This is a genomic window from Mesorhizobium sp. SARCC-RB16n (assembly GCF_008520305.1).
Taxonomy (GTDB): Bacteria; Pseudomonadota; Alphaproteobacteria; order Rhizobiales; family Rhizobiaceae; genus Mesorhizobium.
Window position 1 is genome coordinate 1 of the sequence record NZ_ML703293.1, and the last position, 13,729, is coordinate 13,729.

Consider the following 13,729-nt stretch of genomic DNA (forward strand, 5'->3'; position numbering starts at 1 on the left):
CAATGAACCGTCCAACTTTACGGGGTCAGTTCACCAAGGCCGGGGTTCTCGCACGGACAGGGCGTCGGAGGGTGACGCCTATCCGGCAAGCTCGTCGGGGCCGTGCAAGTTCCAGTCGGTTCGCCGCGCCAGGACAAGCACGTAGTAGATCGCCGCCGCGACCATGATCAGCAGCGTCGCGATCAGGCTCGGGCGCCCGAAGGCGACATCGAGCAGGTTCTGGTAGGCGACATAGACCAGCGCCACGAAGGCAAGGATGGCCGGCACCGGAAACAGCGGCATGCGGTAGTGTCCGCCGGCCGTGGTGCCATTGCGGCGGCCGGCAAACACCGCCACGCATAGAAGCGCGTAGATCACCACCAGCGACGTCCCGCTGACCACCAGCAGCAGATTAAGATCGATGAAGCAGGCGAGCGCAGCCAGCACGGCCACCACGATGGTGGCGATCCAGGGCGATGCGTAGCTGCCATGGACCGAGGCGACGGCGGCATTGATCGGGCCGAACCAGGTCTTGTCGCGGCCGGAGCTGAACAGCAGCCTGGCCGCCTGCAGGATGATGGCGATGACGGCGTTGAAGATGGCAACGACGATTGCCAGGCTGATCAGAACCGTCAGCGCGTGGCCGCCGCGCGCCTCGAGGAAATACTCGATCTTCTGGGGTGCCGCGAGCAAGCCGGGAAGATCCGGAGACCCCAGCAACACCGCCGTCAGGGGAATGAGTTCAGCCGCGACGGTAATCACCAACGCCCAGAGCACCACCTTGCCGATGTTGCGCCTGGCATCCTGTGTCTCCTCGCCGAAATAGGCGGCCGCGCCATAGCCATTATAGGCAAACAGCGAAACGGCGGTGGATGCCAGGATGATGCCGGCCGAGGCCGGAACAAGCGTATTCGTGGTGGCGTCGAGCAGTTGCGGCGAGGTGAACAGACTCGACAGCGGCCGCTCCACATGGGCAAAGCCGAGACCGGTCAGGATCAGCAGCGCCAGCATCTCGATACCGAGGAAAATGCCGGTGACGAAGGCGTTGAGCTTGATGCGCATCGCTGCGACCGTGCCAGCCAGCCCGATCGTCACCACGCCGACCCATTGCGGACTGAGGTTGGGGATGAGCACGCCGAGATAGGTGCCGACACCGAGCGCGATGACGGCGACGATCAGCACGATCGAGACGAACACCAGCACCAGCGTGACGAAGCCCCAGAAGCGGCCGAGCGTGCGGCCGATCATGGTGTATTCCCCGCCGGCCATCGGATAGGCCGATGAGAGCTCGGCATACACGAAGGCCATGAACAGCCCGATGACGGCGGCAATGACGAAACTGAGGAACGAACCGGTGCCGGCCAGCGCGATGACGCCCGGCACGATGATGAACACCGAGGATGCCGGCGTCACGGCCGACAGCACGATCATCAGTGTGCCGAGCGCATTGAGGGCCCGATCCAGTCCTTTTGCGGTTGGCGCAGCCTCGTCGGCCGCCCTTGTGGTTGCTTCGTTTGTAGACATCTTCCTCCCCATTTTTTTAATAAGATAAAAATTATCCTCCACTGCCGAACCTATCGACGGAGTGAGATATCGTCAACGAATATGGTCCATTGGTGCTTGCAAAATTCGTGAGCCCGTTTTAAACTGAATCAAATTCAGGAAATGAAGATGGGACGACCCAAAACCCAGACCGATCGTCGCCTCACGCTCGTCGTGGCGGCGGAATCGATGATCGCCAAGCGCGGCCTTGCCGGCGTCACATTGCGCGATGTCGCCAATGAAGCAGGAATGAGTTCGAGCGCCCTGCTCTATTATTATCCGGGCCTGAAGGACTTGCTGGACGATGTGCAACGCAAGGCCGTCGAGCGGTTCTGCACCATGCGCGCGGCGTCGGTGGCCGAGATCGCCGATCCGCGGCTGCGGCTGAAAACGATGATCGAAAGCGGACTGCCGACGGACGCGGACGATCAGCTCTGCCGGCTGCTGCTCGAACTTGGCGCCTATTCGCGCTCGGATGCGAGCTACGCTGCCCGCCACATCACTTTGTTCGAGCGGCAAGTGTCGATCTATGTCGGCATACTGGAGGCGGGCGCCGCCACCGGCATCTTCAGACTACAGGCGACCAGCGAAACGATCGCGCGCAGCCTGGTCGTGCTCGAGGATGGCCTGGGGCTGCATCTCGTCAATGTCGTGCCCGCGGTCGATCAATCGTCGGCAATGGCGATCCTGACCAGCTATGCCGAGCTTGCGACCGGCTGCAGCCTTCGCTGAGCCAGTTATATCAACGAAACGGAACCCAAGCATGGACCAACTGCCGACCCATACCACCACGCCAGCCGGCAAGGCCCGCGCCCGGGTGCTCGCCATTCCCTTGCAGGGCACGCCCGGCCCCGCCAACGCCATCACAGATGTCGGTGGCGTGCTGGTCGGTTACTCCACCATCATCAAGGGCGAAGGCAAGCTCACGCTCGGACAGGGACCGGTGCGCACCGGCGTGACGGCTATACTGCCCTTCGGCCATGACGGCGTCGGGATGGCCTGCGCCGCCGGCTATCATTCCTTCAACGGCAATGGCGAAATGACCGGCGCCTCGTGGATAGAGGAAGCCGGCAGCATCAGCCTGCCGATCCTGATCACCAACACCCATGCGGTCGGCCCCTGTCATCGCGGCATCATCGACTGGGTAGCGCGCCACAAGCCCAACGTCGCCAACCAGTGGCTGCTGCCGGTGGTGGCCGAAACCTGGGATGGCTATCTCAACGATATCAACGGCTCGCATGTCACGGTCGACCATGCAATCGCGGCGATCGACAATGCAGCGAGCGGACGCATCGAGGAAGGCTCGGTCGGCGGCGGCACGGGTATGAACTGCTATGCCTTCAAGGGCGGCTCGGGCACGGCTTCAAGGGTTGTCGACTATGGCCACCGCCCCTACACGGTCGGCGTCTTCCTGCAGGCCAATTTCGGCTCTCGCCGTGAACTCACCATCGCCGGCACGCCGCTCGGCAACGACCTGGCCGACGACAACCCAATGGAGGCATATTTCGGCGGCGGCCCGACAGGCGCCGGCTCCTGCATCGGCATCGTCGCCACCGATGCGCCGCTGCTGCCTGGCCAATGCAAGGCGCTGGCCCGGCGCGTGCCGCTCGGCCTCGCACGAACCGGCACCTCCGGCTCGCATTTCTCCGGCGATATTTTTCTCGCCTTCTCCACCGCCAACCGCGATGCCCTCAACGGCCGCTTCCCGCAGGGACCGGCGACCGAACACAGCTACGGGCACATGGATTTCATCCCGTGGGGGCGTATGGATGATTTCTACGCAGCCGTCGTGCAGGCGACCGAAGAAGCCGTGCTCAACGCGCTTGTCGCCAACAGCGACATGATCGGCCGCGACGGTAACCGGAGCCCCGCTTTGTCACATGCCAAGGTGGTGACGGCGCTGAACACGCGTGGCGTCATCGCGGGTTGACGGTAACGAGGGCAAATCCGGCAACTGCTTGACGAAAAAAGGCCCGAGCGTTTCCGCCCGGGCCTTTTCTATAGTGAGCATCCATGCGCGGCGCGGAGCTGCCCGCGCCGCAAAGAGGATCAGGCGGCGGCCGAAACCTCCGCGCTCGCCGGCACCGAAGCGATCGTCTTCAGGATCTGCGAGGCGATCTGGTAGGGGTCGCCCTGCGAGTTCGGGCGGCGGTCTTCCAGATAACCCTTGTAGTCGTTCTTGACGAACGAATGCGGGACGCGGATCGAGGCGCCGCGATCGGCGATGCCATAGCTGAACCTGTTCCACGGCGCTGTCTCGTGCTTGCCGGTCAAACGTTTGTCGTTGTCCGGGCCGTAGACGGCGATGTGATCCATCAGGTTCTTGTCGAAGGCCGCCATCAGCGCTTCAAAATAAGCCTTGCCGCCGACTTCACGCATATAGGATGTCGAGAAATTGGCATGCATGCCCGAGCCGTTCCAGTCGGTATCGCCGAGCGGCTTGCAGTGGTATTCGATGTCGATGCCGTACTTCTCGGTCAGGCGCTGCATCAAATAGCGGGCCATCCACATCTGGTCGGCGGCCTTTTTGGAACCCTTGCCGAAAATCTGGAATTCCCATTGGCCCTTGGCCACTTCGGCGTTGATGCCTTCATGGTTGATGCCGGCCGCGAGGCAGAGGTCAAGGTGCTCCTCGACGATCTGGCGCGCAACAGAGCCGACGTTCGAATAGCCGACACCGGTATAGTACGGGCCCTGCGGTGCGGGATAACCGCTCTCGGGGAAGCCGAGCGGACGGCCATCCTTGTAGAAGAAATACTCCTGCTCGAAGCCGAACCAGGCGCCTTCGTCGTCGAGGATGGTGGCGCGCTTGTTGGATGCATGCGGCGTAACGCCGTCGGGCATCATGACTTCGCACATGACCAGCACGCCGTTGGTGCGGGCCGGATCCGGATAGACCGCCACCGGCTTCAGCACGCAATCGGAGCTATGCCCCTCGGCCTGTTGCGTCGACGACCCGTCGAAGCCCCACAGCGGCAGCTGCTCGAGCGTCGGGAACTCGGCGAATTCCTTGATCTGCGTCTTGCCGCGAAGATTGGGGACCGGGGTGTATCCATCGAGCCAGATATACTCGAGCTTGTATTTGGTCATTCTAGAGCCTCTCGTTGCTTGGACACCGCAAGCAGGCGATGTCGATGCATGGCCGTAACAGGCCGGCCTGCCGATGGTTAAAAAGCAATTCGTATGCCACTCGGCCTTCGCGGGGGTGCGGCAAAATGGTCATGCCAAGGCTTTGATTTTGCTGAGCCGTCTCAGCAATGTGTTCAGATCGTCCAGGTGACAATATTGCTTAAATCATAGGCAATTTATGATCTTTTCGTAAGCATATTGCCTAAATGAATCGCAGAACCTATTTTGGTGAGAATTGAATCGACGAGCTTCTGAAAAAGTAGGGAGACCGGCAATGCAAGTCACGCAATCGCGTCCGTCGGCGAAAATCCTGATGTTCCCGCTGGCAGTGCGCAAGTCTGCCTTAAATTTGGGCGCCAAGGCCAAATTCGCGGCAGAGCTTGCCGAGCTTCGCGGCGAGCACGCCGATTTCGATGGCTGGTACCACGAGGCCGCCGTCGAGGAAGAAAGTCTGCATCGGAAGAGCTGAAGCCCTTCCACCTGGAAGCTCGCATGAAAAAGCCCGGCGCGATCGCTCGCGCCGGGCTTTTCGTTCGTATCGGCCGATCGACTACTCCTTGGCGTGCAGGTCGGTTCCGAGCGTGTCCTTGACGAAGATCATGCCGATGACCAGCGTGAACGCCGCAATCACGACCGGATACCAAAGCCCGTAGTAGATGTCGCCCTTGTAAGCGCTGAGCGCGAATACCGTCGCCGGCAGCAGGCCGCCGAACCAGCCATTGCCGATGTGGTAGGGCAATGACATGCCCGTGTAGCGAATGCGAGTCGGGAACATCTCGACAAGGATCGCCGCGATCGGCCCATAGACCATGGTCACGAACAGCACCAGGATGAACAGGATGCCGATTGTCATCGGCCAATTCACCGCCGCCGGATCGGCGAACATGGCGAAGGCACCGCCGCCCGGTATGTTGTAGACGGTGACCTCGGGTGCGCCCGCTGCCTCGTCGGCAGTCAAGAGCTTGTCCTTGACCGCCTGATCGGTCGGCACCGCCGCCTTCTCGCCGCCGCGGATGGCGGCTGCGTCGAGCTTGAGTTCAGGATTGGCTGCGATGAAGGCATCGAGTTTCTGGTCCGCGACCTTGATCGCCGCACGCTTCAGCGGATAACCGCCGTCCCGCAGGGACATGTTGACGGCCTTGACGAAGGCGGCGTCCTTGGCCTTGGCCTGATCGCCGGCGGCGACCGCATCGTAAGACGCCACCGTCTCCGTACCAATCTTGACCGACGCAGCCGTCCCGGGCGCAGCCGTCGATAACACGTCGTACGGAACCGAGTTCTTGGTCAGGAACGAAGTTGCGATGTCGCAGGACGTCGTGAACTTCGCCGTGCCGACCGGATTGAACTGGAACTTGCAGTCGCCGGGCGCCGCTGTCACCGTTGCCCGGGTGCTCTGCTGTGCCTTGGCGAGCGCCGGATTGGCGGCCCAGGTCAATGCCTTGAACAGCGGGAAGGTGCAGACGATGGCGAGTGCAAGACCAGCCATGATGATCGGCTTGCGGCCGATCTTGTCGGAGAGCCAGCCGAACACGACGAAGAAGATCGAGCCTAGCGCCAGCGCGATGGCGATCATGATGTTGACCGACTGCGCGTCGACCTTCAGCACGTTCTGCAGGAAGAACAGCGCGTAGAACTGGCCATTGTACCAGACGACGGCCTGACCGGCGGTGAGGCCGAGCAGCGCCAGGAGCGCGATCTTGGCGTTCTTCCACTGACCAAAGGCCTCCGAGAGCGGCGCCTTGGAGCCCTTGCCCTCGTCCTTCATCTTCTGGAAGGTCGGGGACTCCGAGAGAGACAACCGAATCCAGATCGAAACGGCGAGCAGCAGGAAAGAGACGATGAAAGGAATGCGCCAGCCCCAGGCGGCGTAGGTCTCCTTGCTCAGCGATCCCTGCACGATCAGGATGACGATGAGCGACAGGAACAGGCCGAGCGTCGCCGTCGTCTGGATCCATGAGGTGTAGAAGCCGCGGCGGTCGTCGGGCGCGTGCTCGGCGACATAGGTCGCCGCGCCACCATATTCGCCGCCCAGCGCCAAGCCCTGCAGCATGCGCAGGACGATCAGGATCACCGGAGCCGCGATGCCCAAGGTTGCATAGCCGGGCAACAGACCGACCAGGAAGGTCGACAGGCCCATGATCGTCATGGTGACCAGGAATGTGTATTTGCGGCCGACGAGGTCGCCGATGCGACCGAACAGCAGCGCGCCGAATGGGCGCACCAGGAAGCCTGCGGCAAAGGCTAGCAGCGCGAAGATGTTGCGCGTTGCCTCGGGAATGGTCGGGCTGAAAAAGGTCGAGCCGATGAAAGCCGCCAGCGAGCCGTAGAGATAGAAATCGTACCATTCGAAAACGGTGCCGAGCGAGGAAGCGAAGATGACTTTCTTCTCCTCCCGCGTCATGCCGCGGCTCGTTCCGCCGGCGGTCGATGCCATTGCCATTGAGTTATCCTCCCGTGAGACCCAGTCCTCGATGCTGTGCGCCAACATCCGCGTTCTCCTCCGAACGCGGACTCAAAAAACACAGCCGACACAGGAAAAATGGCAGAAAGCGCCGGGGAAAGGCACCGCGACGATGGGATTATGACTTTCGTATTAGGTGCAGTGCGAAGGCGGAGCGAAGCGCTCAGGCCTGCAGCGCTTCGAGCAAGCCGACGGCGGCCATCATGTCTCGTTTTCGGGCGGCACGGCGCGCGACTGCTTCGGCGTCCTGGCCCCACTGCGCGATCTGCCAGTCCTCGTCGACATGGCCGGCGGCCCAGGCCTCCTCGCCGTCGAGCTCGCCGAAATCGACCGCCAACGCCAGCAATGCCGAGCCGGTCAACGATGTCATGACATGGATGGCGGCAAGGCGCAGCGGCTCGGCGCGCTGAGCCAGGTGGCTGCCCAGAACGGCAATGGTTTCGCGCGGCTGCTCGACATGGATGATGCCCTCGGCCAGGCTGAAGCGAACCCCCAGTGCAGCGCGTGCCCAGTCGATGACGGGATCCCACTGCTCGTTCTGCCCGTCGACCAGCCCTTGCGGGGCGTCGGCGCGATAACAGAGCAGATCCGACGAGGCAAAACGCAGAATGTCTTCCAGCACCGCCTGCGGATCGCTGGCCACGCCATCGATGGCGGTGTTGACCAGCCGCATCACCGGCATCGTCACCGGATTGATCGTCTCGCCCTGTTGCGCGAACTCGGCGGCAACCAGCGCGGCGGCCGCCTCGGTCGGCAGAGCCAGCAGCGCCTTGCCCGGCGTGCGCACTGGCCTTCCGTCGAGTTGCACGGCAAAGCCAGCTTCCACCGGCGCGATCGAGACCTCCTTGTAGAAGCGTTTGGGCAGCGGCGTCTTCATCTGGATCTGGGCGCGACGCACCGGATCCGGATCGGAAAGATATCTGCCCGCTTCAAGGTCGTTGAGGATATCACGCATGAAAAGCCTCTCTCACACCGGTGTCAGCTTGCGTGCCGGCCGGTTGACGATGATCAGACCCGCCGCAATCAAGCCAAGTGCCAGAAAAATGCGGATGGTCAGCGGCTCGTTCAAGATGATGGCACCGCATAACACACCGAAAACCGGCGACAGGAAGGTGAAGCTCGACAGGCCGGAGGCCGGATAGCGGCGCAGCAGCCAGAACCACAGCACGTAGGTGAAGGCGACGATATAGATCGCCTGGAAAAGCAGCGCCAATGTCGGCAGCAAGGCTGGATCGCGAACGGGCGGACCCGCGAGAGGCATTACCAGCACGCCAACGACCGCCGCGCCGGCGAGTTGATAGAGCAGCAGCTTCTCCGCACTTGCCTCGACCAATTTCGATCGTTTTATGAGGATATTGGTCAGGGCCCAGAAAAACCCGGAACCAAGGCTCAGGAGATCGCCGAACAGCATGTCCCCGCCACCGCCGAGCTTGTCGGAAAAAACGGTGGCAAGACCGGCAAAGGCCAACAGCAGTCCAAGCAACTTGCGCGTGGTGATCTGTTCGCCGAGCAGGAAGTGGCCGCCGATCAGCATCCAGAACGGCATCGAGTTGACCAGCAGCGTGTTGCGGGCCACGGTCGTATGCTCCAGGCCGACATAGAGGCAAAGGAACTCGATGCCGAAAAGCACGCCGACCGCGATGCCGGCCAGCAATGTCCCATCCCTAGTGAACAGCGCAATGCCGCGCCATTGGCACCAGAGGAAGACGCAGAGACCACCGATGACCGACCGTGCGATCGACAGGAAGACGGGGTCGTAACCGGCGTAGGAGATCTTGGCGGCGACGTAGTTCAGGCCCCAGGAAAAGGTCAGGCCGACCATGATGGCGGCCGCCGCCACGTCGACCGTGTCGCGCCGATCGAGCGCGTCAGTGGCGCCGCTCACGGTCAATCCTCCGCGCTGGCGTCGTCGAAGCCGATCAGGTTCCAGCTTTGGCGCATGTGCGGCGGCATCGGAGCGGTGACGTCGATGACGCCCTTGTCCGGGTGCGGAATAATGATGCGGCGCGCGTGCAGGTGCAGGCGGTTTTGAATGCCGCCGGGAAAATCCCAGTTGGTGTCGGCTTCGAAGTATTTCGGGTCGCCGATGATCGGGCAGCCGATATAGGCGGCATGGACGCGGAGCTGGTGGGTGCGGCCCGTATAAGGCTCCATCTCCAGCCAGGTCATGGTCTGCGCGGCCTGTTCGATGATGCGGTAGTAGGATACGGCATGGTCGGCGCCCTTCTCACCATGCGCGGCCACGCGCACGCGATCGCCGTCCTCTGTTGGCTCCTTGATCAGCCAGGTCGAGATCTTGTCCTCGCGCTTGGGCGGCACGCCCTTGACCAGCGCCCAATAGGTCTTCTTGGTTTCCCGCGCCCGGAACGCCTCGGAGAGCTTCATGGCGGCCAGCCTGGTACGGGCGACGACCAGCACGCCCGACGTATCGCGGTCGAGCCGATGCACCAGCCTCGGCTTCTCGCCCTTCTGGTTGCGCCAGGCTTCCAGCATGTCGTCGACATTGCGCGTGACGCCGGAGCCGCCCTGAACGGCGAGGCCCGCCGGCTTGTTGAAGACGAAGACCTTCGGGTCCTCATGGATCAGCATCTTGGCGAGCACATCGGCGTCGCCCTGGTTGCGGATCGAGTGGCCTGTGAGCGCGCTCTCGCCCTTCTTGTCCACCTCGAGCGGCGGCACACGCACCATCTGGCCCGGCTCGACTCGGGTGTCAGCCTTCACCCGACCGCCATCGACGCGGATCTGGCCGGACCGCAGCAGCTTCTGCAGATGGCCGAAGCCAAGCCCCGGGAAATGGGTCTTGAACCAGCGATCGAGCCGCATGCCCGCCTCGCCGGCCTCCACCGTGATCTGTTCAACGCCTGCCATGTTTTTCGCTTATCCGTTTCCCGAGCAGGGCTTTTGGCCCGCGCTTGGCGCGGCAATAGCACTAATGCATGCCGCCCAAAACCATAAAGCACGCCATGGCGTGCTTTATGGCAGGCTTCTTGCGAGCCAAAGCCCCAGAAACAGGGCAATGATCGCGCCAATGACGCTTGCAAGCGCGTAACCGAACGCAGGCAGCGTGGCTCCCCGTTCCCACAGCGCCGCGAAATCGAGCGAAAAGGCGGAAAAAGTAGTGAAGCCGCCGAAGATGCCGGTGGCGACGAATAGCCTGAGCTCGTTCGATCCGCCGCGGCGCGCCAAAATGGCGATGAACAGCCCCATCGCAAAGGAGCCGATGATGTTGATCGCCATCGTGCCCCAGGGATAGTTGGGGCCGGCGAGGCGCAGCGCGCCCATACTGGTCAAATGGCGGATGCCGGCACCGATACCGCCGCCGACAGCAACAAGAAGCAGATTGAACATAGGCGTTACTGCCCTTGCGAGGGCGCTGGCGTCAATCCCTTGAAGCGGGTGACGCTGCTTCGGGAATAGCACAGACAGTCGACCGCGTCAGGAAGCGGGCTTCCAACCCACGTAGCGCGATATCGGGCGGTCAGCGCCAGAACTGCCTGTCGCGGTTCACCAGACAGGCGTTGTCCAGTCCGGATATTTCTTCCGGAATTCGCCGTAAAGCGCGTTGGATGCTGCCGGCTCCGCCGGCAGCATCCAACGATCTTCGACTCAGGTGGTTTCGACCTTCTTGGGCTTTGTGGAACCAATCATCTTCCAGTTCTTGTAGAACATCGAATTGATGCGCTCGACGCTCACCGAGACAACCGCCAGCATGCCAGCGATCAGGCGGGGCACCGGGGACGGCCTGATAATATCCATGAACACGCAGTAGCGGCGGCCATCATACTCGTTGACCGAGCGATGCAGCAGCGTGTCGTCGAAAATGAACTGCGGATTGTCGTACCAGTAGTTCTTGACGTTGCCGCATTCGACAAAAATCTCGGCTTTCACAGGGATCAGATTGTAGAGGATGCGCAGGCTGAGCCGCAGCGGTCCGAAATGCCAGGAGGTCGATTCGCGCTTGCTGAAGACGGAAACGGCGATCGTCTTGATGTATTTGAAATCCTTATTGAATTCCTCGACGTTGTCTATCCTGTGCTTGCCATACCACTGGTAGACATACATACCGCGCCGGCCGGCGCCGAAATTGGCGTCGATATCGGCGATGATCTCATCCTTGCGCGCCTTGAAGACATCAAGGACCTCGTTGACCTCACGCTGATAGTCGGCGGGAAATTGCTCCAGCTTCCACACGCCCCGATTTCTGTAGCACAGAAGATCGACGAGCAAGTTGAAGGGTGAGAGCAGCCAGGTGAAGAGCCCGTTGCCAAGGAAGTAGCCGCTGAACAGCGCCAGATCCTTCCTGTCGTTGCGCAGCACGTCGATCAGACCACAAACGATGAAGATCGTCGTCAGGATCGGGATGAAATAGAAGCCAAGGGCAAGAAGCGGGATGGCAATGGCGAATTTGCGAAGGGATTTGCGAAGGGTTTTTGTCATTTTTCCACGCGCGGAGCGCGATCCTGTTGCGAATGAGGTGCCCAAATCATGGCAACGGCCACCGCCCGACCGTGCGCCTTGATAAGGTTTTTTGGGTCACCGCACAACGGCCATGGAATCTGGCCGGGCTGGCTGCCTCGTGGAGCCTGCCGGGCTGTCAATGCACTGCCGGCAAGCCAAGCTCGTCCCATTTGTCCCTGGCCACTGGATCGCCGACCAGGAACTCAAAGCCAATGACGCTTTCGCCGTCTTGTGCGAGCTGGCATTTGAACCTCAGACTGAACCAGTTTTTGCGGCTGCGGAAAGCCGCACCATCAGCGGCGATCGTCGTGCCGGTGATCTTTTCCTCGGCGGTTGCGTAGGGCACCACCCGCTCCGGCTGGAAATCGGCATGCCATTGGCGGATCTGATCCATGGCCTCCAGATTGCAAAGCTGCACCATGCGTTCGTCGGACGCGAAGGTCTTGAGATCGGCGCGCGCCTGCTTGCTGCGCGGATCGGCCAAGGTCTTGGCCGACAGCATCCGCGTCGGGCGAATCATGGCAGGCGCGGCGGGCGGTTGAGTTTTGGGCGGGTTCGAAGCAGGTGGTGGCTCTGTCGCCCGCACCTCCGGTACCGCCGGAGCTGCGGAGGCCGGCGGCGGTTTCGCCGATGCCTCGAACTGTTCAGGCGTCAGGATGTCGACCGACACCCGCTCTTCCTCCAGCCGGTTCGGCCGCTTCGGCAACGGCATCAATGCCACTGTCGCGGCGAACAGTGCATGGAGGACGACCGAAGTTGAAATGCCCCAGGGCGAAGCCTCGCCCCGAAGCGTGACGGCCACCGGCCTCCGCAAACCGGCTATTCCCGCTCTTTGCGCAGCTTTGCCCAGTAGTCGAGCCGCTTTCTGATGTCGCGCTCGAAACCGCGCTCGGGCGGATCGTAGAAGGTCTGTCGACCCATCTTCTCGGGAAAATAGTCCTGCCCTGAAAAGGCGTCCGGCTCATCATGGTCGTAACGGTAGCCGGCGCCGTATTCCTCTTCTTTCATCAGCTTGGTCGGCGCGTTGAGGATATGCTTGGGCGGCAGCAGCGAGCCATGTTCCTTCGCGGCCCGCGTGGCTGCCTTGAAGGCGGTATAGACGGCGTTGGATTTGGGCGCGGTGGCGAGATAGACGGTAGCTTCGGCGAAAGCAAGTTCGCCTTCCGGAGAGCCGAGATAGTCATAGGCATCCTTGGCGGCGTTGGCGACGACCAATGCCTGCGGATCGGCCAGCCCGATGTCTTCCATCGCCATGCGCACCAGCCGGCGGCCGAGATAGAGCGGATCCTCGCCGGCATCGAACATGCGCGCGAGATAGTAGAGTGCGGCATCGGGGTCCGAGCCGCGCACCGACTTGTGTAGCGCCGAGATCAGGTTGTAATGACCGTCCTGGCCCTTGTCGTAGATCGGCGCACGGCGCTGCACGATGCGCTGCAGCCCTTCGGGATCGAATATCTCGCCAGGCTTGGCGGCACGCCAGACTTCCTCGGCGAGCGTCAGCGATGCGCGTCCGTCGCCATCGCTCATGCGGATCAGCATCGCCCGCGCCTCGTGATCGAGCGGCAGCGCCCTGCCCTCGGTCTCCTCCGCCCTTATCATCAGCTTGGCGATGCTGTCCTCGCCGAGCGAATGGAAGACCATCACCCGCGCGCGCGACAACAAGGCCGCGTTGAGTTCGAAGGACGGGTTTTCTGTTGTTGCGCCGACCAGGACGACCGTTCCGTCCTCCATGACGGGGAGGAAAGAATCCTGCTGGGCACGGTTGAAGCGGTGGATCTCATCGACGAAGAGCAGCGTCTGGCGGCCGTTGGCGCGCCGCAGCTTGGCCGCCTCGAACACTTTCTTGAGGTCGGCGACGCCGGAAAAGACCGCCGAGATCTGCTCGAAGGCAAGACTGGTCTCGCCGGCGAGCAGTCGCGCCACAGTGGTCTTGCCGGTGCCGGGCGGCCCCCAGAAGATCATCGATCCCAGCGAACCGGAGCCGATCAGCCGGGTCAGCGCGCCATCGGGACCCGTCAGATGCTCCTGGCCGACGACCTCGCCAAGGTTCTTCGGCCGCAACCTGTCGGCCAGCGGCCGCCCGGGCGGCACCTTTTCCGGCTCATCGACACTGAACAGATCGGCCATGCACTTCTTTTAGGTTTGGAGCACGATCCTTCA

Annotated in this window: 13 protein-coding genes; 3 read left to right on the forward strand and 10 right to left on the reverse strand. The window is 62.2% G+C overall.

Annotation, left to right across the window (positions count from 1 at the left end):
• Positions 1 to 78 precede the first annotated feature (78 nt).
• On the reverse strand, positions 79 to 1,503 hold the full coding sequence (locus C7I87_RS29755; RefSeq protein WP_149907577.1) for an APC family permease: 1,425 nt from the start codon (positions 1,501 to 1,503) through the stop codon (positions 79 to 81).
• A 147-nt stretch (positions 1,504 to 1,650) separates the two neighbouring features.
• Between C7I87_RS29755 and C7I87_RS29760 the strand changes: the two genes are divergently transcribed.
• Positions 1,651 to 2,253, forward strand: a complete 603-nt coding sequence (locus C7I87_RS29760) for a TetR/AcrR family transcriptional regulator (protein WP_149907578.1) — start codon at positions 1,651 to 1,653, stop codon at positions 2,251 to 2,253.
• A 31-nt stretch (positions 2,254 to 2,284) separates the two neighbouring features.
• Entirely contained in the window at positions 2,285 to 3,451 is a 1,167-nt protein-coding gene (locus C7I87_RS29765) for a DmpA family aminopeptidase (protein WP_149907579.1), read from the forward strand.
• Between the two features lie 119 nt (positions 3,452 to 3,570).
• Here the strand turns inward: C7I87_RS29765 and C7I87_RS29770 are convergent, their stop codons facing one another.
• The gene (locus tag C7I87_RS29770; protein ID WP_140758610.1) at positions 3,571 to 4,611 is read right to left on the reverse strand and encodes a glutamine synthetase beta-grasp domain-containing protein; all 1,041 of its coding nucleotides are present in this window, start codon (positions 4,609 to 4,611) and stop codon (positions 3,571 to 3,573) included.
• A 313-nt stretch (positions 4,612 to 4,924) separates the two neighbouring features.
• Between C7I87_RS29770 and C7I87_RS29775 the strand changes: the two genes are divergently transcribed.
• Positions 4,925 to 5,119: a DUF2735 domain-containing protein gene (locus C7I87_RS29775; protein ID WP_149907580.1), complete on the forward strand. Its 195-nt coding sequence runs from the start codon at positions 4,925 to 4,927 to the stop codon at positions 5,117 to 5,119.
• An 81-nt stretch (positions 5,120 to 5,200) separates the two neighbouring features.
• On the opposite strand, the gene C7I87_RS29780 is transcribed toward C7I87_RS29775, so the two are convergent.
• The 8 genes from C7I87_RS29780 to C7I87_RS29815 form a co-directional block, all read right to left on the reverse strand.
• The gene (locus tag C7I87_RS29780) at positions 5,201 to 7,090 is read right to left on the reverse strand and encodes an MFS transporter (protein WP_149907581.1); all 1,890 of its coding nucleotides are present in this window, start codon (positions 7,088 to 7,090) and stop codon (positions 5,201 to 5,203) included.
• A gap of 184 nt (positions 7,091 to 7,274) precedes the next feature.
• Positions 7,275 to 8,066: an ATP12 family chaperone protein gene (locus C7I87_RS29785; protein WP_149907582.1), complete on the reverse strand. Its 792-nt coding sequence runs from the start codon at positions 8,064 to 8,066 to the stop codon at positions 7,275 to 7,277.
• Between the two features lie 12 nt (positions 8,067 to 8,078).
• On the reverse strand, positions 8,079 to 8,996 hold the full coding sequence (locus C7I87_RS29790) for a DMT family transporter (protein ID WP_149907583.1): 918 nt from the start codon (positions 8,994 to 8,996) through the stop codon (positions 8,079 to 8,081).
• A gap of 2 nt (positions 8,997 to 8,998) precedes the next feature.
• Positions 8,999 to 9,979 carry an RluA family pseudouridine synthase gene (locus C7I87_RS29795; protein ID WP_149907584.1) on the reverse strand — a complete coding sequence of 327 codons (981 nt, stop codon included), beginning with the start codon at positions 9,977 to 9,979 and terminating at the stop codon, positions 8,999 to 9,001.
• Positions 9,980 to 10,084: 105 nt separating this feature from the next.
• Positions 10,085 to 10,459: a fluoride efflux transporter CrcB gene (gene crcB, locus C7I87_RS29800; RefSeq protein WP_149907585.1), complete on the reverse strand. Its 375-nt coding sequence runs from the start codon at positions 10,457 to 10,459 to the stop codon at positions 10,085 to 10,087.
• 258 nt (positions 10,460 to 10,717) lie between these two features.
• Positions 10,718 to 11,548: an aspartyl/asparaginyl beta-hydroxylase domain-containing protein gene (locus C7I87_RS29805; protein WP_149907586.1), complete on the reverse strand. Its 831-nt coding sequence runs from the start codon at positions 11,546 to 11,548 to the stop codon at positions 10,718 to 10,720.
• 157 nt (positions 11,549 to 11,705) lie between these two features.
• Positions 11,706 to 12,371, reverse strand: a complete 666-nt coding sequence (locus tag C7I87_RS36185; protein ID WP_246696455.1) for a DUF930 domain-containing protein — start codon at positions 12,369 to 12,371, stop codon at positions 11,706 to 11,708.
• Positions 12,372 to 12,388: 17 nt separating this feature from the next.
• On the reverse strand, positions 12,389 to 13,696 hold the full coding sequence (locus tag C7I87_RS29815; protein ID WP_149907587.1) for a replication-associated recombination protein A: 1,308 nt from the start codon (positions 13,694 to 13,696) through the stop codon (positions 12,389 to 12,391).
• Positions 13,697 to 13,729: the final 33 nt, after the last annotated feature.